Source organism: Micromonospora sp. NPDC051543, from assembly GCF_044454415.1.
In the GTDB taxonomy this organism is placed as follows: Bacteria; Actinomycetota; Actinomycetes; order Mycobacteriales; family Micromonosporaceae; genus Micromonospora.
On the sequence record NZ_JBITDT010000002.1, the window covers coordinates 357,978 to 374,886 of the forward strand.

21 protein-coding genes are annotated in these 16,909 nt (G+C 72.3%); 16 read left to right on the plus strand and 5 right to left on the minus strand.

Translation table 11 applies throughout. The features are described from left to right. Positions 1-52: 52 nt before the first annotated feature. From hisD to ACIA3K_RS04760, 13 genes are all read left to right on the plus strand, one after another. On the plus strand, positions 53-1,375 hold the full coding sequence (hisD, locus tag ACIA3K_RS04700) for a histidinol dehydrogenase (RefSeq protein WP_396799206.1): 1,323 nt from the start codon (positions 53-55) through the stop codon (positions 1,373-1,375). Continuing rightward, positions 1,372-2,460, plus strand: coding sequence for a histidinol-phosphate transaminase (locus ACIA3K_RS04705; protein ID WP_396799207.1), 1,089 nt, complete (start codon positions 1,372-1,374; stop codon positions 2,458-2,460). The genes hisD and ACIA3K_RS04705 overlap by 4 nt, the downstream gene beginning before the upstream one ends. Before the next feature lie 37 nt (positions 2,461-2,497). Next, positions 2,498-3,109: an imidazoleglycerol-phosphate dehydratase HisB gene (hisB, locus tag ACIA3K_RS04710; RefSeq protein ID WP_355049484.1), complete on the plus strand. Its 612-nt coding sequence runs from the start codon at positions 2,498-2,500 to the stop codon at positions 3,107-3,109. Beyond that, the gene (locus tag ACIA3K_RS04715) at positions 3,109-3,282 is read left to right on the plus strand and encodes a hypothetical protein (protein ID WP_266244462.1); all 174 of its coding nucleotides are present in this window, start codon (positions 3,109-3,111) and stop codon (positions 3,280-3,282) included. The genes hisB and ACIA3K_RS04715 overlap by 1 nt, the downstream gene beginning before the upstream one ends. After that, positions 3,279-3,914 carry an imidazole glycerol phosphate synthase subunit HisH gene (gene hisH / locus ACIA3K_RS04720; RefSeq protein ID WP_396799208.1) on the plus strand — a complete coding sequence of 212 codons (636 nt, stop codon included), beginning with the start codon at positions 3,279-3,281 and terminating at the stop codon, positions 3,912-3,914. Before ACIA3K_RS04715 ends, hisH begins: the two co-directional genes overlap by 4 nt. Before the next feature lie 39 nt (positions 3,915-3,953). Then, a complete protein-coding gene (locus ACIA3K_RS04725) occupies positions 3,954-4,277 on the plus strand; it encodes a hypothetical protein (RefSeq protein WP_355049486.1) in 324 nt (107 codons plus the stop codon). 14 nt (positions 4,278-4,291) lie between these two features. After that, positions 4,292-5,017: a bifunctional 1-(5-phosphoribosyl)-5-((5-phosphoribosylamino)methylideneamino)imidazole-4-carboxamide isomerase/phosphoribosylanthranilate isomerase PriA gene (priA, locus tag ACIA3K_RS04730; protein WP_396799209.1), complete on the plus strand. Its 726-nt coding sequence runs from the start codon at positions 4,292-4,294 to the stop codon at positions 5,015-5,017. Then, positions 5,014-5,403: a RidA family protein gene (locus ACIA3K_RS04735; RefSeq protein ID WP_396799210.1), complete on the plus strand. Its 390-nt coding sequence runs from the start codon at positions 5,014-5,016 to the stop codon at positions 5,401-5,403. The genes priA and ACIA3K_RS04735 overlap by 4 nt, the downstream gene beginning before the upstream one ends. 79 nt (positions 5,404-5,482) lie before the next feature. Continuing rightward, positions 5,483-5,929, plus strand: a complete 447-nt coding sequence (locus ACIA3K_RS04740) for a MarR family winged helix-turn-helix transcriptional regulator (RefSeq protein ID WP_396799211.1) — start codon at positions 5,483-5,485, stop codon at positions 5,927-5,929. 5 nt (positions 5,930-5,934) lie between these two features. Then, on the plus strand, positions 5,935-6,366 hold the full coding sequence (locus tag ACIA3K_RS04745) for an organic hydroperoxide resistance protein (RefSeq protein WP_396799212.1): 432 nt from the start codon (positions 5,935-5,937) through the stop codon (positions 6,364-6,366). A 47-nt stretch (positions 6,367-6,413) separates the two neighbouring features. Continuing rightward, entirely contained in the window at positions 6,414-7,412 is a 999-nt protein-coding gene (locus tag ACIA3K_RS04750) for an NADP-dependent oxidoreductase (RefSeq protein WP_396799213.1), read from the plus strand. A gap of 73 nt (positions 7,413-7,485) precedes the next feature. Further along, the gene (gene hisF / locus ACIA3K_RS04755) at positions 7,486-8,253 is read left to right on the plus strand and encodes an imidazole glycerol phosphate synthase subunit HisF (protein WP_396799214.1); all 768 of its coding nucleotides are present in this window, start codon (positions 7,486-7,488) and stop codon (positions 8,251-8,253) included. Positions 8,254-8,276: 23 nt separating this feature from the next. Next, positions 8,277-8,483, plus strand: coding sequence for a DUF397 domain-containing protein (locus tag ACIA3K_RS04760; RefSeq protein ID WP_396799215.1), 207 nt, complete (start codon positions 8,277-8,279; stop codon positions 8,481-8,483). Between the two features lie 340 nt (positions 8,484-8,823). On the opposite strand, the gene ACIA3K_RS04765 is transcribed toward ACIA3K_RS04760, so the two are convergent. Further along, positions 8,824-9,072 carry a hypothetical protein gene (locus tag ACIA3K_RS04765; RefSeq protein ID WP_396799216.1) on the minus strand — a complete coding sequence of 83 codons (249 nt, stop codon included), beginning with the start codon at positions 9,070-9,072 and terminating at the stop codon, positions 8,824-8,826. A gap of 175 nt (positions 9,073-9,247) precedes the next feature. On the opposite strand from ACIA3K_RS04765, the gene ACIA3K_RS04770 reads away from it, so the two are divergent. After that, positions 9,248-10,465 (plus strand): multiprotein-bridging factor 1 family protein, encoded by a 1,218-nt coding sequence (locus ACIA3K_RS04770; RefSeq protein WP_396799217.1) that lies wholly within the window; start codon positions 9,248-9,250, stop codon positions 10,463-10,465. Positions 10,466-10,476: 11 nt separating this feature from the next. After that, complete coding sequence (locus ACIA3K_RS04775; RefSeq protein ID WP_396799218.1) at positions 10,477-11,019, plus strand: GNAT family N-acetyltransferase; 543 nt, start codon at positions 10,477-10,479, stop codon at positions 11,017-11,019. Between the two features lie 43 nt (positions 11,020-11,062). Here ACIA3K_RS04775 and ACIA3K_RS04780 read toward each other — a convergent pair whose 3' ends face one another. Next, positions 11,063-11,524, minus strand: coding sequence for a hypothetical protein (locus ACIA3K_RS04780; protein ID WP_355049493.1), 462 nt, complete (start codon positions 11,522-11,524; stop codon positions 11,063-11,065). A 102-nt stretch (positions 11,525-11,626) separates the two neighbouring features. Beyond that, positions 11,627-12,301, minus strand: coding sequence for a YitT family protein (locus ACIA3K_RS04785; protein WP_396799219.1), 675 nt, complete (start codon positions 12,299-12,301; stop codon positions 11,627-11,629). Between the two features lie 59 nt (positions 12,302-12,360). On the opposite strand from ACIA3K_RS04785, the gene ACIA3K_RS04790 reads away from it, so the two are divergent. After that, positions 12,361-13,818, plus strand: coding sequence for a PLP-dependent aminotransferase family protein (locus ACIA3K_RS04790; RefSeq protein ID WP_355049495.1), 1,458 nt, complete (start codon positions 12,361-12,363; stop codon positions 13,816-13,818). Between the two features lie 63 nt (positions 13,819-13,881). Here the strand turns inward: ACIA3K_RS04790 and ACIA3K_RS04795 are convergent, their stop codons facing one another. After that, positions 13,882-15,708: an AMP-dependent synthetase/ligase gene (locus ACIA3K_RS04795; protein WP_396799220.1), complete on the minus strand. Its 1,827-nt coding sequence runs from the start codon at positions 15,706-15,708 to the stop codon at positions 13,882-13,884. Positions 15,709-15,845: 137 nt separating this feature from the next. Beyond that, entirely contained in the window at positions 15,846-16,721 is an 876-nt protein-coding gene (locus ACIA3K_RS04800; RefSeq protein WP_396799221.1) for a terpene synthase, read from the minus strand. Positions 16,722-16,909: the final 188 nt, after the last annotated feature.

The window sequence follows — 16,909 nt, forward strand, 5'->3', positions numbered from 1 at the left end:
GCCGACCGGACGGCTCGGGTGGGCGACGGACGGGCCGCCTAGACTCGCAAGGGTGCTGAATCGGATCGACCTGCGCGACGGTCTCGGTGACCCGCGCCGCCTGCTGCCCCGTGCCCAGCTCGACGTGTCCGTTGCCGTCGAGCGGATCCGCCCGCTGGTGGAGGCGGTCCGCGAGCATGGGTACCCGGCGATCCGGGAGGCCAGCGAGCGGTTCGACGGCATCTCGCCGGAGGTGCTGCGGGTGCCCGTCGAGGCGATCGCCGAGGCCGAGGGGGTGCTCGACCCGGCGGTGCGCGAGGCGCTGCTGGAGTCGATCAGTCGGGCCCGCCGGGTGCACGCCGACCAGCGGCGTACCGACCACGTCACCCAGGTGGTGCCCGGCGGCACGGTCACCGAACGGTGGCTGCCCGTCGACCGCGTCGGCCTCTACGTCCCCGGCGGCCTGGCCATGTACCCGTCGACGGTGGTGATGAACGTGGTGCCGGCCCAGGCGGCCGGAGTGCGTTCGCTGGTGGTGGTCAGCCCGCCGCAGAAGGACAACGGCGGCCTGCCCGACGCCCGGGTTCTCGCCGCGTGCGCGCTGCTCGGCGTCGACGAGGTGTACGCGGTCGGCGGCGCCCAGGCGGTCGCGATGCTGGCGTACGGCTCCGCCGTCGACCCGGCCGGTGAGCTGCGCTGCGAGCCCGTCGACCTGGTCACCGGCCCGGGCAACATCTGGGTGACGGCCGCCAAGCGGCTGCTGCGCGGTGTGGTCGGCATCGACGCCGAGGCCGGTCCGACCGAGATCGCCATCCTGGCCGACGACACCGCCGACCCGGCGCACGTCGCCGCCGACCTGATCAGCCAGGCCGAGCACGACCCGCTCGCGGCGAGCGTGCTCGTCACCCCGTCGCTGGCGCTGGTCGACGCGGTCGAGGCCGAGCTGGCCCGGCAGGTGCCGGCCACCAAGCACGCCGAGCGGGTGACCACGGCGTTGACCGGCGAGCAGAGCGGCGTGGTCCTGGTCGACGACCTCGAGGCCGGGCTGCGGGTGGTCGACGCGTACGCGGCCGAGCACCTGGAGATCCAGACGGTCGACGCGCGGGAGTGGGCGCTACGCGTCCGCAACGCCGGGGCGATCTTCGTGGGCGCCTGGTCGCCGGTGTCGCTCGGCGACTACTGCGCCGGTTCCAACCACGTGCTGCCCACCGGCGGCTGCGCCCGGCACTCCTCGGGGCTGTCGGTGCAGTCCTTCCTGCGCGGGGTGCACCTGATCGAGTACACCGAGGCCGCGCTGCGTGACGTGGCGCCGCACGTGGTGACCCTGGCGACCGTGGAGGACCTGCCGGCGCACGGCCAGGCCGTCCAGGCCCGGTTTCTCAAGGAGTCGGCGTGAGCGGCCTCGACGATCTGCCGATCCGCGACGACCTGCGGGGCCTGTCGCCGTACGGGGCGCCCCAGCTCGACGTGGCGGTGCGGCTCAACACCAACGAGAACTCCTACCCGGTGCCCGAGTCGGTGGTGGACGCGATCGGCAAGGCGCTCGCCGCCGAGCTGCGGGACCTGAACCGCTACCCGGACCGGGACGCGGTGGCGCTTCGCGCCGACCTGGCCGCATATCTGGGGCACGGGCTCACCGTCGAGCAGGTCTGGGCGGCGAACGGCTCCAACGAGATCCAGCAGCAGCTCCTGCAGGCGTTCGGTGGGCCGGGGCGCAGCGCGCTGGGCTTCGTCCCGTCGTACTCGATGCACCCGCTGCTGGCCCTCGGCACCGGCACCCGGTGGGTGCCGGCGCGGCGCGGCGTCGACTTCGGGCTGACCGCCGACGAGGCGGTCGGCCAGATCCGCGAGCACCGACCCGACGTGGTCTTCCTCTGCTCACCCAACAACCCGACCGGCACCGCCCTCGACCCGGCGGTCGTCGCCGCCGTGCTCGACGTCGCCCCCGGCATGGTGGTCGTCGACGAGGCGTACGCCGAGTTCGCCCGGCCCGGCACGGTCAGCGCCCTCGCGGTGCTGCCCGGCCACCCGCGGCTCGTGGTGACCCGCACGATGAGCAAGGCCTTCGGCTTCGCCGGGGGCCGGCTGGGATACCTGGCCGCCGACCCGGCCGTGGTGGAGGCGGTGCAGCTCGTCCGCCTGCCCTACCACCTGTCCGCGCTGACCCAGGCCGCCGCCCGCGCGGCGCTGACCCACCGCGACGCGCTGCTCGGTACGGTGGCCGCCGTGATGGCACAGCGGGACCGGATCGTGGCGACGCTGCGCGCTCGCGGGCTGCGGGTGGCCGACAGTGACGCCAACTTCGTGCTGTTCGAGGTCGGCGGCGACCAGGCCACCGTCTGGCACGCCCTGCTGGAGCAGGGGGTGCTGGTCCGTGACGTCGGCCTGCCCGGCTGGCTACGGGTGACCGCCGGCACGCCCGCCGAGACTGACGCTTTTCTGACTGCTATGGAGACTGTGCAATGGGTGCGCGAGGAGTGAGCTTGCGAGCCCCGCAGTCGCGACCGAAAGGTAAGCAATGAGCCGGACCGCCCGGGTGGAGCGGATCACCAAGGAGACCAAGGTCCTCGTCGAGATCGACCTCGACGGCACCGGCGCCGCCGAGATCAGCACCGGCGTGGGCTTCTACGACCACATGCTCCACCAGATCGCCCGGCACGGCGGCTACGACCTGACCGTCCGCACGGTGGGTGACCTGGAGATCGACGCGCACCACACCATGGAGGACACGGCCCTCGCGCTGGGCGCCGCGTTCGACCAGGCGCTGGGCGACAAGGCCGGCATCCGGCGGTACGGGTCGGCGACCGTCCCGATGGACGAGGTGCTGGTCCGGGCCGCGGTGGACCTGTCCGGCCGCCCGTACGTGGTGCACGACGAGCCGCTGCTCGCGCCGTACATCGGGCCGGTCTACGCGACGAGCATGACCCGGCACATCTGGGAGTCGTTCGGCCAGGCGGCCCGGGTGACCCTGCACGTCGACGTGCTGCGGGCGGCGCGTCCCGGTGGGCACCCGGACGCGCACCACGTGGTGGAGGCCCAGTTCAAGGCGGTCTCCCGGGCGCTGCGCGAGGCCACGGCGATCGACCCGCGCGCGGCGGGCGCGATCCCGAGCACGAAGGGTGCTCTCTGATGGGTGCCGCGTTGCCGACTCTGTTGCTGATCCTCGCCGGGGTGCTGGTGGGTGGGGCGTGGTCGCTGCACCGGCAGGGCGCTCCGCGTGGCGCGGTCGTGGTGACCGCGCTGCTGGCGCTGCTCGCCACGGCCGCCGGGGTGCTGCGGCTGATCCCGGAGTCGGGGTCGTGACCGCCGACGTGGTGGTGCTCGACTACGGCTCGGGCAACCTGCGCTCGGCGGAGCGGGCCCTCGAAGCGGCCGGCGCGACCGTCCGGGTGACCGACGACCTGGTCGCGGCGGCCGCCGCGGACGGTCTCGTGGTGCCGGGCGTCGGGGCGTACGCCGCCTGCATGGCGGGTATCGAGGCGCTCGGCGCGGGCCCGGTGATCGCGGAGCGGGTGGCGGCGGGCCGGCCGGTGCTCGGCATCTGCGTGGGCATGCAGGTGCTCTTCGAGTACGGCGAGGAGCACGGGGTCGTGACGAAGGGCCTCGGGCTGCTGCCCGGCGGGGTGACCCGGTTGGCGGCGCACCGTCTGCCGCACATGGGCTGGAACACGGTCCGCGCGCCCCGGGGTTCGGTGCTGTTCGCCGGGTTGCCGGCCGAGAGCCGCTTCTACTTCGTGCACTCGTACGCGATGGGCGACCCGGCGGCGTTGGCGGGCGCGGGCGCGCTGGTGACCACGGCCCACCACGACACCGACTTCGTGGCGGCCGTGGAGCGTGGACCGCTGTCGGCGGCGCAGTTCCACCCGGAGAAGTCCGCCGACACCGGTGCCGCGCTGCTGCGCAACTGGCTCGCCACCCTGCCCTCCGGTGACTGAGCGTCGACACCGCCCGGCGTCCGCCCCACGGGCGTCGCGGTGAGTCGCGAACGGGCCCGCCGTCGGGCGGAACGTGAGGCGGAGTTGGCGCGGGAGCGGGCGGTCCGGCAGCGCCGGGTGGCCCGTCGGCAGCGCCGCCGTGCGGTTCTGCGTCGGTTGACGCCGCAGGTACGGCGGGGTCGTTCGGGCCGGCTGGCCCGACACTCGCGGGGCGAGCGCGCGGCGATCGTGCTGCTCACCGGCGCGGCGATGATCCTGATCTGGACGTTCGTCGACGATCTGGCGCTTCGTGTCGCGTTGATCGTGTTGTTGCTGCTCGTACTGCCGGCGATCGTGGTGATCGCCCTGGACCGTCGTACCTGATCGAGGAGAAGACGTTGAGCCTGACCCTTTTACCCGCCGTGGACGTCGCCGACGGCCGGGCCGTCCGGCTCGTGCAGGGCGCCGCCGGCAGCGAGAGCGTCTACGGCGACCCGCTGGACGCGGCGCTGGCGTGGCAGCGCGACGGCGCCCAGTGGATCCACCTGGTCGACCTGGACGCGGCATTCGGTCGGGGCACCAACGCGCACCTGCTCGCCGAGGTGGTGCGCCAGTTGGACGTGCAGGTGGAGTTGTCGGGTGGGATCCGCGACGACGAGTCGCTGCGCGCCGCGCTGGGCACCGGGGCGGCCCGGGTGAACATCGGTACCGCAGCCCTGGAGAACCCCCAGTGGTGCGACCGGGTGGTGGGTGAGTACGGCGACCGGGTCGCCATCGGGCTGGACGTCCGGGGTCAGACGCTGTCCGCGCGGGGGTGGACCCGCGACGGCGGTGACCTGTACGAGGTGCTGGAGCGCCTGGACAAGGCGGGGGCCACGCGGTACGTGGTCACCGACATCACCAAGGACGGCACGATGCGCGGGCCGAACCTGGATCTGCTGCGGGACGTGTGCGCCCGTACCGACCGGCCGGTGATCGCCTCCGGCGGCGTGTCCACCCTGGACGACCTGCGGGCGCTGGCCACGCTGGAGCCGCTGGGTGTGGAGGGCGTGATCGCCGGCAAGGCGCTGTACGCGGGCGCGTTCACGGTGGCCGAGGCGCTGCGCACCCTGGCCGAGGCGTGACGGTCACCCGGCTGGGCTCGGGCGGCCCGTGGGAACAGACCTACGGCTACTCGCGGGTGGTCCGCGCCGGTGACCTGGCCCTGACGGCCGGCTGCACGGCCACCGTGGACGGTCGGGTGGTGCACGTCGGGGACGCCGCCGCGCAGACCGCGCAGGCGTTGCGGATCGGGTTGGCCGCGCTCGCCGAGGTGGGCGCGGAGCCGGGTGACGTGATCCGGACCCGGATGTACGTGACCGACCGGCTGCACGCCGACGAGGTGGGTCGGGCGCACAACGCCGTCTTCGGCGCGGTGCGGCCGGTGGCGACGCTCGTGGTGGTGGCCGGTCTGCTCGATCCGGAGCACCTGGTCGAGGTGGAGTTGGAGGCGTACGTAGGGGACCGCTGACCGTTTCGGTGGCGGTCGTCACGGCCCCGCTCCGCACCTATCGGTTGTGCACAACTTAATTGCGGTCTACGGTTCAACGGTGACCGATGACCTGGTGCTGCGCCGGCAGGTGTGCTTCGCGCTCTACGCCGCGTCGCGCGCCCTCACCGACGTGTACCGGCCGATCCTCGACGAGGTCGGGCTGACCTACCCGCAGTACCTGGTGCTGCTGGTCCTCTGGGAACGCCCCGACGACCCGCCCGCCGTGTCCGAGCTGGGCGCCGAGCTGCGACTCGACTCCGGCACCCTCTCCCCGCTGCTCAAACGGCTGGAGAGCGCGGGCCTGGTGGTGCGCCGACGCGCGGCGCGCGACGAGCGGCGGGTCGAGGTCAGCCTCACCGAGCAGGGTCGGGCGTTGCGCGAGCGGCTCTCCGACGTTCCGCTGCGGATCGCCCAGGCCACCGGCCTGGGCATCGACGAGCTCGTCGCGTTGCGCGACACCCTCACCCGGGTCACCGAGACCGTCCATCGACAGAAGGAGCAGTGACCATCATGAAGGTTCTCTACACCGCATCAGCGACCGCCACCGGTGACGGCCGGGACGGCCACGTCGAGACCTCCGACGGCACCTTCGCCATGGACCTGGCGTCGCCGAAGGAGCTGGGTGGCGAGGGCGGCGCCACCAACCCCGAGCAGCTCTTCGCCGCCGGCTACGCCGCCTGCTTCCACAGCGCCCTGCGCATCGTCGGCCGCCGCGCCAAGGCCGACGTGACCGGCTCCGTCGTCTCCGCCGAGGTCGGCATCGGCCCGAACGGCAGCGGTGGCTTCGGGCTCACCGCCCAGCTCATCGTGGACCTGCCGGCCGTCCCCCGGGAGACCGCCGAGCAGCTCGTCGAGCAGGCCCACCAGGTCTGCCCGTACTCGAACGCCACCCGCGGCAACATCGACGTCGCGCTGACCGTCCGCGAGACCCTGACCGCCTGACCGTCGCGGCCCCGGACCCCACCCGCGTACGAGAGGACGCCCCCCTGATGACCAGCAACCGCGAGATCCATCTGGCCCGCCGCCCCGAGGGCTGGCCCACCGAGGACACCTTCCGGCTCGTCGAGACCGACGTCCCGACGCCCGGACCGGGCCAGATCGTGGTCCGCAACCAGTACGTCTCCGTCGACCCGTACATGCGGGGACGGATGAACGACGTCAAGTCGTACGTGCCGCCGTTCGCGCTCGATGCCCCGCTGGACGGGGCCGCCGTCGGCGAGGTGGTGGCCAGCGAGTCACCCGACATCGCCGTGGGCGAGACCGTCCTGCACGGGCTCGGCTGGCGGGAGTACGCGCTGCTCGACGCCGGTCGCGCCCGTACCGTCGACGCGAGCATCGCCCCGGCCAGCGCGTACCTGAGCGTGCTCGGCATGCCCGGGCTCACCGCGTACGCCGGTCTGTTGGAGGTCGCCGCCATGAAGCCCGGCGAGACGGTCTTCGTCTCCGCCGCGGCCGGCTCGGTCGGCAGCCTGGTGGGTCAGATCGCCAAGCTCAAGGGCGCGGGCCGGGTCATCGGCAGCGCCGGGTCGGCCGCCAAGGTCGAGCGGCTCCGGGCACTCGGGTTCGACGCCGCGTTCGACTACCACGACGGGCCGGTCCGCGACTCGTTGCGCGCCGCCGCCCCGGACGGCATCGACGTCTACTTCGACAACGTCGGTGGCGACCACCTGGAGGCGGCGATCTCGGCCCTGAACCTGCACGGCCGGGTCGCCATCTGCGGCATGATCGCCCAGTACAACGCCACCGAGCCGCCGGCCGCGCCGCGCAACCTGGCGCTGGTCATCGGCAAGCGGCTCACCCTGCGCGGGTTCCTGGTCAACGACCACAACAACGTGCGCGCGACGTTCGTCCAGGACGTCGCCGGCTGGCTGCGCGAGGGCAAACTCTCCTACGACGAGACCGTCGTCGACGGCATCGAGAACGCCCCGGCGGCGTTCCTGGGCCTGCTGCGCGGCGAGAACCTGGGCAAGATGCTCGTCCGGGTGTGACGTGCACGTCCGGCACGGCGGTCGGCCCCCTCGGGTCGGCCGCCGCGCCGTGCGCGGAGGATAGGCTGACGGCATGACGGTGGCGGTACGGGTGATCCCCTGTCTCGACGTGGACGCCGGGCGGGTGGTCAAGGGGGTCAACTTCCTCGACCTGCGCGACGCCGGCGACCCGGTGGAGCTGGCCGCCGCGTACGACCGGGCCGGCGCCGACGAGCTGACCTTCCTCGACGTCACCGCGTCGTCGAGTGACCGGGGCACCATGCTCGACGTGGTACGCCGCACCGCCGAGTCGGTCTTCATCCCGCTGACCGTCGGCGGCGGGGTCCGGCAGGTCGGCGACGTCGACACGCTGCTGCGCGCCGGGGCCGACAAGGTCGGCGTGAACACCGCCGCCATCGCGCGGCCGGAGCTGATCGCCGAGATCGCCGACCGGTTCGGCCGGCAGGTGCTCGTGCTCTCCCTCGACGTACGCCGCGCGCCCACGGGCGACACGCCCAGCGGGTTCGAGGTCACCACCCACGGTGGCCGGCGCGGCACCGGCATCGACGCGGTGGACTGGGCCCGGCGGGTCGCCGAGCTGGGCGCGGGGGAGATCCTGCTCAACTCGATGGACGCCGACGGCACCAAGGCGGGCTTCGACCTGGAACTGATCGGCGCGGTGCGGGCCGTGGTGGACGTGCCGGTCGTCGCCAGCGGAGGGGCCGGCGAGGTGGCGCACTTCCCGCCCGCGATCGGGGCCGGGGCCGACGCGGTCCTCGCGGCCAGTGTCTTCCACTTCGGCGAGCTGACGGTGGGCGAGGTCAAGGACGCCCTGCGCCGCAGCGGCCACCCGGTGCGCTAGCAGCTCATGCGAAGGAGGACCAGATGGACCGTGCCTTTTTGACCAGCGCCACCTGGCGCAAGAGCAGCCGTAGCCTGAACGAAAATGCGCAGTGCGTCGAAGTTGCTCTGGCGTCGCACGCGGTCGGCATCCGTGACTCCAAGGACCCGTGCGGCCCGTCCCTGGTCGTGACCGTGGCGGCGTGGACGGCATTCATCGACGAGGTCAAGCACGCCAGCCCGCGGCCCTGACCCACGCGACTCGAACACCGACGCCGCTGATCCGCTGCGGCTGCCCCGCGGTGTCGATGTGCTGTTGAGCGGTATGCCTCAGAGGCATCAAGATGACTCTCAGGTATCACGCTCGCGACCGTATCCGCCCCCACGGCGGTGACCGTCGGTCACCGCCGACCGTCGGCGCAGGGTGACGGCGGCCCCAGATGGTACGCGTCGTGCGCGACCAGATCCGCGAATGCTCCCGCCCATGCCCAGCACCGCGCACGGGTGCCGCAGACCGGGCATCGCCCGTGTCGCGGCTCGTGCTCGACCAGAATCCGCCACCAGCGGGCCAGTTGCTCGGCGGCGGGCGCTCTCACCGCGCTCCACTCATGTTCGCGCGGATCGCCGCGACCGAAATCCGTGCGTCAAAGCACCACCCGCCCGCACAGTCCGGTACGGGGCCAGCACACGTGTGTCCCCGCAGCCGCACCATGCCGCCGACCGGTTGGTTGTCTACCACCACCGTCCACACCAGTTCGTCGCGGTTAGTGGGATTGGGGCTGATTTCCCATGCCAGCAGGTGCAGCAGGGTGCCCGCAGGCACCTGAAAGCTTTCGTTCATGCTCGGCTCCGAGGGCAAGAGATGTGGGTACCACCCGAACGGCAGAGACAGTTCCGCCGCTCCCGCCGGAAGCGTCTCTGTCAGCGGGGGTGACACGTCGAGCCTGGCCGATAAGCTGCCCATACGGCAGGCGTGCGCGGTGTGCACACGCTCCTGCACATGCTGGGAGCCGACTATGGACGCTTTCGGAAAGTTGCTCAGGCAGCATCGAGAGAGCGCCGGACTGTCCCTGCGACAGCTCGGTGCCATCATCCATTTCCAGTACAGCCACATCTCCCAGGTGGAACGCGGTGCACGCCGCCCCACCGAAGTGCTGGCCACGGCCTGCGACCGGGCATTGGACGCCGACGGCGCGCTCGTCGAGGCGTACCGGAGGGAGCGGGCAGGTACCGCCGACCTGCACCGACGCACGATGCTGCGGGCCATGACGGCCTTGGCCGCCGCCCCAGCCGTCGCGCCCCTGGCGGGGTTGGAAGCTCTTCGCCACGGCCTCGGCGACGCGGTGACCCCCGAGCACGACGAGTGGGAGCAGATTGCGGTCGACTACGGCCACTGCTACTACCAGCAACCCGGCCCCGCGATGATGGCCCATCTGAGTGCTGACCTGACCGTGTTGCAGCACCAGATCGCCGCTGACGCCGGCGCGCGCCGCCCTGGTCTCCTGCGGGCTGCCGCGCGACTATCTGTCATCGTCGCTTTGAGCCTCGTCGCGTCGGGCCAGGTCGTAATGGGTCGTCGATGGTGGCAGACCGCCCATCGGGTTGCCGACGAATCCGGCGACGCCGATACCCAGGTGTTGGTACGGGCGTGGGATGTGGTGAACGGCTGCTACGACGGACGTCCACCGTCGACAGTCATCGCCCTCTCGGACGAGGTGGTGCCGCTGCTGGGCCGGCAAGCCACGTCAGCGGCTTGCGGGCTGCTCGCCGGCCGGGCGCAAGCCCTGTCGTTGGCGGGGCGGCATACGGAGGCGGTGGCAACGGTGCGGCAACTCGCCGACCTCACCCAGCGGTTGCCGGCCGCGACCGCGAGGGACGTGGAGTCGCTGTGGGGGTGGCCGGAACATCGGGTCCACCACACCGAGTCGTGGGTGTACACCCACGCCGGCCGGCTGGCCGACGCCGAGATCGCGCAGGATCTGGCCCTCCACCTGTATCCGGCATCGCAGGCGCGGCTACGTGCCCAGGTGCAACTGCATGAGGCTGCCCGGCTGATTCGGGGCGGGTACATTCCCGACGGGTTGCGGCACGCGGCAGAAACTCTTGACGCGCTCCCGGTCCACCTGCACAACAACTCGCTGCGCTCGGTGGCCGCTCAGGTCGCGGATGCGGTACCCGCAGTGGAACGATCCCGGACCGCGTTCACTGATCTCGCCGACCGGATCCGGGCCTAGGCTCTGCTGCCATGCCCGTCACATACACCATGCATGACAGCGAATCGGCCACGGCCGTGCTCCCGGCGCTCGTGGGTCTCTACGCGGTCGTCTACGCGGAGCCGCCGTACGTCGAGGGACCGGATCAGGTGGCCTCGTTCGCCGCCGCCCTGCCTGGTGAGACGAGGCGCCCTGGTTTCGCCCTCGTGGTGGCATACGACGCGGGCGAACTGGTCGGTGCGGCGTACGGGTCGACGATGGCCGCCGGGCGTTGGTGGACGCGTGCCGCCGCCGAGCCGCCCGCCGATCTCCGCGCCGTCGACAAGTTCGCGGTCATGGAATGGATCGTGCGTCCCGGCCGGCGGGGTGAGGGCATCGGCGCGCAACTCATGAACCGGATCCTCGACGGGCGGGTCGAGCGGTGGGCGACCCTCGCGTCCAACCCGGCCGCACCGGCCCGCGCCATCTACCAGCGCGCGGGTTGGCGGCAGGTCGGCGATTCGGCGATGCCCGACGGCACACCCACGCACCTGCTGGTCCTGCCGCTACCCGCTGTGCCGGTCCGCTGTCGTTGACCCCCGGCCACATCTGCCGCGCTGAACATCGCCACGACAGAGGTCAGTGGCCGCCGGAGTGGCCCTCGGGGGAGCGGCGGGGCGTGGGGATCGAGCGGACCGCGTACTCCTGCACGGCCGCCGCGTGGTCGGCCTCCTCCAGGATCCAGTCGGCGCTGCCGGGCGCGTGCCGGCGGCTCAGGACCCCCTGCACGGTGTCCACCATCGTGGCGACGCCGGCCCGGGGCCGGCTGCGCCAGAGCTGCTCACCCTCGGCGGTGATGCGGAACCACCCGTCGGCGACGGTGACCAGGCCCGCGCCGACCAGCCGCTGGACCGCGGCCTCCACCTCGTGTCGTTCGGGAATCGCGTGGTTGAGGTGGTCGGCGGTGGACAGCACGTCGGTCAGACGTACGCCCTCCGGGCGGCGGCTGGTCGCGGACCGTCGGTGCCGTCCGGCGCCGCTCGCGATGACCAACGACACGAAGATCCATGCGTCGCTCCAGCGCCAACCGTTCTCCCCCATGCAGTGATGATGACGGCGAGCGACGCGGAAGGGAACACCCACCCTCCAACGAGCCCACTTCCACCAGCGCGGCGTGCCGGTCCGTGAACGGTCGGTGAACGTTCAGGCGGCCGGGGCGCGCGACGGGTCACCGGCAGTGACCGCCGACTCGTCTTGAGCGTCGGCTGCGGCCGGGGGCACCGCGACGAGCGGGATGAAGAACTGCGCCAGCGGACCGATGGCCAGCGCGTACGCGACGGTACCCACGCCGACCGTGCCGCCGAGCAGCCAGCCCAGCGCGAGCACGGTGACCTCGATGGCGGTACGCACCAGTCGCACCGAGAAGCGGGGATGACGGGCGACGAAGCCGGTCATCAGCCCGTCGCGTGGGCCCGGACCCAGGCGGGCGCCGAGATAGAGCGCGGTGGCGGCGCCGTTGGCGACGATCCCGGTGATCAACAGGGCGATGCGGACGCCGAGGGGACCACCGGCGGGCAGCAGGGCCAGAGTGGCGTCCACCACGAGGCCGACCACCACCACGTTGCTGACGGTGCCGAGGCCGGGCCGCTGTCGCAGCGGAATCCACAGCAGCAGCACCAGGGCCCCGACAACGATGGTGACCGTGCCGAAGGAGAGCCCGGTCAGCTCGGACAGCCCCTGGTGGAAGACGTCCCAGGGGTCCAGGCCCAGGTGGGAGCGGACCATCAGGGCCATGCTGATTCCGTAGAGGGCGAGCCCGGCGTAGAGCTGGCTGAGCCGTCGTACCGGCCGCTCCCGGAGATTGCCAATCAGTGCCATGCATGCCACCCTAGGTGCCAATCCTCCCGGAGGAAGAGGCCAATATCCGAGGAGTGGTCATGACGGGTCAGGTGCGAGGGGTCCAATTAGCGCGGCTGCTGGGGCAGTGGCACGCCCTGCCGGGCCGTCGCCGCAGCCCCGACTACGCGGCGCTCGCCGGTGCGGTACGCGGGCTGCTCGCGGACGCGCGGCTTCCCCTGGGCGTGCGGCTGCCGGCGGAACGTGAGCTGGCCGAGGCGCTGCGGATCAGCCGTACCACGGTCACCGCCGCGTACCGGGAGCTGCGCGAGACCGGCCACCTCGCCAGCCGACGGGGCGCCGGCAGTTGGACGATGCTGCCGGGCAACCACCGGGTCGCCAGCACCGGCCTGTGGACCCCGCTGGACGACCGGGACATGATCGACCTCGGCGTCGCCGCGTTGGCGGCGCCGCCGCAACTGCTCGGGGCTTCCCGGGCCGCCGTCGAGGACCTGCCCCGCTACCTGGGCGGCGCCGGCTACCACCCGACCGGCATCGGTGAGCTGCGCGAGGCGGTGGCCGCCGGCTACACCGCGCGAGGGCTACCCACCTCGGCCGACCAGATCATGGTCACCAGCGGCACCCAGCACGCCCTGGACCTGGTGCTGCGCCTCGCCCTGGCCCCCGGCGGGAACGTGCTGGTCGAGTCACCGACCTACCCCAACGCGCTCGCCGCGCTGGCCGGCCGGCGGGCCCGGATCGCCACGCACGGTCTGTCCGCGGACGCCGGCGGCTGGGAGCCCGACCTGTTGCTGGGCAGCCTGCGGCAGACCCGCCCCAAGTTGGCGTACCTGATCCCGGAGTTCCAGAACCCGACCGGCCACCTGATGCCCGCCGCGTTGCGCGAGCGGGTGGTCGCCGCAGCCCATGCCGTGGGTACCGACCTCATCGTCGACGAGTCCTTCGTGGACCTCCCGCTGGACGGCGTCGAGCTGCCCCCGCCCACGGCCACGTTCGACCGGCACTCCCGGGTGGTCAGCATCGGAGGGATGAGCAAGCCGTACTGGGGTGGTCTGCGGATCGGCTGGGTCCGCGCCTCCGCGCCGCAGGTGCAGCGGCTGGCGGCGGTCCGGGTCGGCGTCGACATGTCCAGCCCGGTGCTCGACCAGTTGGTGGCGGTGCGCCTGCTCGCCGACGCGGCGGCCATCGTCGCCGACCGTCGGGCGCAGCTCGCCGCTCAGCGCGACGCGTTGCTCGGCGCGCTGGCGCACCGACTACCGGACTGGCGGGTGACCGTGCCGCGCGGCGGCGTGACCCTCTGGGCCGAGCTGGACGGCCCGGTCTCCAGCGCGCTCGCGCGGGCCGCCGAGGAGGTCGGCGTACGGCTCGCGCCCGGGCCACGGTTCGGTCTGGACGGCACCCTGGAACGCTTCCTGCGGTTGCCGTTCACCCTGCCGGCCGCCGAGCTGGTGGAGGCCGTCGAGCGGATCGCCACGGTCCGCTACGACCTGGACCGCAGCGGCCGGCAGCGGTGGCCGGAGCCGTCGGTCATCGCCTGAGCGGCCCCGGAAGACGCCGGTGGCCCCACACCCGGGCGGGTGCGGGGCCACGACGGTCCGTTGCTACAGCTCGGCGAGGGAGCCGGCGTACATCTTGTCGATCTCGGCGGCGAAGTTGCCCTCCACGCCCCGGCGCTTGATCTTCAACGACGGGGTGACCTCGCCGTCCTCGATGGTCAGGTCACGCGGCAGGATCGCTACCTTCTTGATCGTCTCCCAGCGGTTCAGCTTGGCGTTGAGCTGGGCGACGTACTCCTCGACCATCGCCTGCGCCTCCGGCGAGGCGACGATCTCGCTGTAGTCGCGACCCTCCAGCGGGCCGCCGGCCACCCAGCCCCGGATGGCGTCCGCGTCGAGCGTGACGAGCATCGTGCAGAAGTTGCGGGCCTGCCCGATCACGACCGCCTGCGAGGTGTACGGGCAGATGGCCTTGAACATGCCCTCGATGTGCGACGGCGCGATGTACTTGCCGCCCGAGGTCTTGACCAGGTCCTTCTTGCGGTCGGTGATCCGCAGGTAGCCCTGCTCGTCGAGCGTGCCGATGTCGCCGGTACGGAAGAAGCCGTCCTCGGTGAACGCGGCGGCGGTCTCCTCGGGCAGGTTGTGGTAGCCGCGCATCACCGGGCGACCCCGGACGAGGATCTCGCCGTCGGTGTCGATCCGGCACTCCAGGTCGCCCATCGCCCTGCCGACCGTGCCGATGCGGAGCCCGTCCGGTGGGTTGACGAAGTTGCCGGCGCTGGTCTCGGTGAGGCCGTAGCCCTCCGAGATCGGCAGGTTGGCCGCGGCGAAGAAGGTGGCGATCTCCGGGCTGAGCGGCGCGGCGCCGGAGACCAGCACCCGCATCCGGCCGCCCAGGCGGGCCTGGAGCTTGCTGAACACCAGCTTCTCGGCCAGCCCGTAGCGCAGCTTGAGCCCGGCCGGCACCGGCTCGCCGGCCTGCTCCAGCGCGATCTTCTCCTTACCGACCTGGACACCCCAGGCGAAGATCTTCGCCTTCGCGCCGCCGGCGCCCTGCGCGGTGGTCACCGCCCGGTTGTAGACCTTCTCGAAGACCCGGGGAGCGCCACACATCAGCGTCGGGCGGATCACCGCGAGCAGGTCGACCAGCTTCTCCACCCGCCCATCCACGTACGTTGGCAGGCCGACGTGGATCGCGCCGCAGAGCAGCGTCTTGCCGAACGAGTGCGCCAGCGGCAGCCACAGGTACTGCAGGTCGTCGTCGCGCAGCAGCCCGACGTCGGCCTGGGCCACCGCCTCCCAGCACCACCCACCGTGCAAAAGTTCGACACCCTTGGGTTGGCCCGTGGTGCCGGAGGTGTAGATCAGGGTGGCCAGGTGGTCGGGGCCGATGCCGGCCACGAGCATGTCGATCAGATCGGGCTCGGCGGCCAACGCCCGGCTGCCCCGCTCTTCCAGCTCGGTGAGGGTGAGCTGGGGGATCGTGGCGTCCGGGTCGGGGGTTCCGTCGAAGAGCACCACGTGGGTCAGCGCCGGCAGCTCCGCTCCGGCGATCTTGGCCGCCTGCGCCGGGTTCTCCGCGAAGAGGACCCGCGAGCCGGAGTCGGCGATGATGTACGTCGCGTCCGCCGGCTCGGTGGTCGGGTAGACGGTGGTGGTCGCCCCGCCGGCGCACATGATGCCCAGGTCGGCGACCACCCAGTCCAGCCGCGTGTTGGCGAGGATCGCGACCGGATTCTCCGGGCCGACGCCGAGCGCGTGCAGGCCGGCGGCGACGGCCTTTGCGCGCTGGCCGACCTGCTCCCAGGTCAACCAGGCGGGCCCCGAGTCGTCAGGGGTCGGGGACGCGAACGCGTGCCGGTCGGGGGTGGCCGCCACGCGCTTGAGGAACATGTCCGGGATGGAACGGTACGGTACATCGAGAGCCATCGCTGTAGCCGCCTTCGGGGGTGGCGACGTGACGGTCGTCACGTCATAGTGGTTACCGAAGAGTATTGCCTGATACCGGGCATCGGCTAGTGCCGGTGATCGCCCGGCGACCCTGCCGCGCCGACCGGTGCCCTCAATCAGGCGTAGCGGGCAGCCACGACCGACCAGTCGTAGGTGGCCCGGACCCAGTTGCGCCGCGCGGCCAACGGCGAGTGGAACCCCTCGACGCCGCTGGCCAGCAATCCCTCCTCCTTCGCCTGGTACGCCGCCAACCCCCGGTTGAAGCGGTCCGCGGCGGCCCGTAACGCGCCCGCCTCGTCGAGGCCGCTCTCCTGGGCGATGACCGTCACCAGGTTGTGCGCGTCCGGGTCGGACCGGCTCTCCTTGCCGTACGAGAAGAGGTCGTTGCACCAGCACACCAGGTCCACCGCCAGCAGGTCCAGGGCGGTCAGCGCCGCGTCGGCACGCCCGACCGGCCCGAGTGGCTGCTCCGACGCGAGGTCGGTCAGGGTGAGGCAGGGGTGTACGCCGCCGATGTGCCGACGCAGTTGGACGTACTCCGTGACACCCGGCACCCGACGGCGCTCCCGGTTGCTGGCCTCCCACAGGAGCGCCAGCAGGTACTGGCGGACCTGGCTGACGAACCGCAGCAGCATCGGCGCCCGGCCCTCGGCCCGGGTCCGGCGGCAGAGGTCGTGCAGCGCGGCGCCCAGCGGGCCGGTCTCCGGCGGTGGCGCGGCGCCCGGGTCGCCGGCCCGGTCCAGCACGTTGAGCAGGGCGGCGATGACCGGTGCCAGCCGGCTCGGATCGGCCCCGAGGCCGTCCTCGTCGCAGGTGTCGTCCATGACGAACAGCCAGGAGATCAGATCGGTGAGGAGGCGCAGCCCCCGCACCGGTCCGTCCGGGCAGGCTCGGCCCGCCAGACCGGCGGCGTCCGCCCGTTGCAGTCGATGAATTTGACCGGAGTTGACCAGGCCGAAAGCGCGCGCCCACTCGACGCTCTCGTTGGCCACCCGATCTGTGGACTTGTGGCGCCCCGCCGTGAAGGAGGGTTCCCGTAGCGCCGAGATTGCGAAACTTCGCATCGTGTGCCCCCACATCGTGCCGCCCTGGCGCGGAACGGCGCGGTGAAGCGTACGGGAGGAGGTATCGGTACGCATCGTTGGGACTGCGGCATTCGTCCGACGTTGCTGTGACCGAT

What these genes read in the sequence shown, in the direction of transcription:
- ACIA3K_RS04760 (WP_396799215.1), top strand. Translation starts at nt 8,277, where the DNA reads ATGGACCGTGCCTTTTTGACCAGCGCCACCTGGCGCAAGAGCAGCCGT.
- ACIA3K_RS04750 (WP_396799213.1), top strand. Translation starts at nt 6,414, where the DNA reads ATGACCAGCAACCGCGAGATCCATCTGGCCCGCCGCCCCGAGGGCTGG.
- ACIA3K_RS04785 (WP_396799219.1), bottom strand. Translation starts at nt 12,301, where the DNA reads ATGGCACTGATTGGCAATCTCCGGGAGCGGCCGGTACGACGGCTCAGC.
- ACIA3K_RS04770 (WP_396799217.1), top strand. Translation starts at nt 9,248, where the DNA reads ATGGACGCTTTCGGAAAGTTGCTCAGGCAGCATCGAGAGAGCGCCGGA.
- ACIA3K_RS04795 (WP_396799220.1), bottom strand. Translation starts at nt 15,708, where the DNA reads ATGGCTCTCGATGTACCGTACCGTTCCATCCCGGACATGTTCCTCAAG.
- ACIA3K_RS04715 (WP_266244462.1), top strand. Translation starts at nt 3,109, where the DNA reads ATGGGTGCCGCGTTGCCGACTCTGTTGCTGATCCTCGCCGGGGTGCTG.
- hisB (WP_355049484.1), top strand. Translation starts at nt 2,498, where the DNA reads ATGAGCCGGACCGCCCGGGTGGAGCGGATCACCAAGGAGACCAAGGTC.
- hisF (WP_396799214.1), top strand. Translation starts at nt 7,486, where the DNA reads ATGACGGTGGCGGTACGGGTGATCCCCTGTCTCGACGTGGACGCCGGG.
- ACIA3K_RS04765 (WP_396799216.1), bottom strand. Translation starts at nt 9,072, where the DNA reads ATGAACGAAAGCTTTCAGGTGCCTGCGGGCACCCTGCTGCACCTGCTG.
- ACIA3K_RS04745 (WP_396799212.1), top strand. Translation starts at nt 5,935, where the DNA reads ATGAAGGTTCTCTACACCGCATCAGCGACCGCCACCGGTGACGGCCGG.
- ACIA3K_RS04790 (WP_355049495.1), top strand. Translation starts at nt 12,361, where the DNA reads ATGACGGGTCAGGTGCGAGGGGTCCAATTAGCGCGGCTGCTGGGGCAG.
- ACIA3K_RS04780 (WP_355049493.1), bottom strand. Translation starts at nt 11,524, where the DNA reads ATGGGGGAGAACGGTTGGCGCTGGAGCGACGCATGGATCTTCGTGTCG.
- ACIA3K_RS04775 (WP_396799218.1), top strand. Translation starts at nt 10,477, where the DNA reads ATGCCCGTCACATACACCATGCATGACAGCGAATCGGCCACGGCCGTG.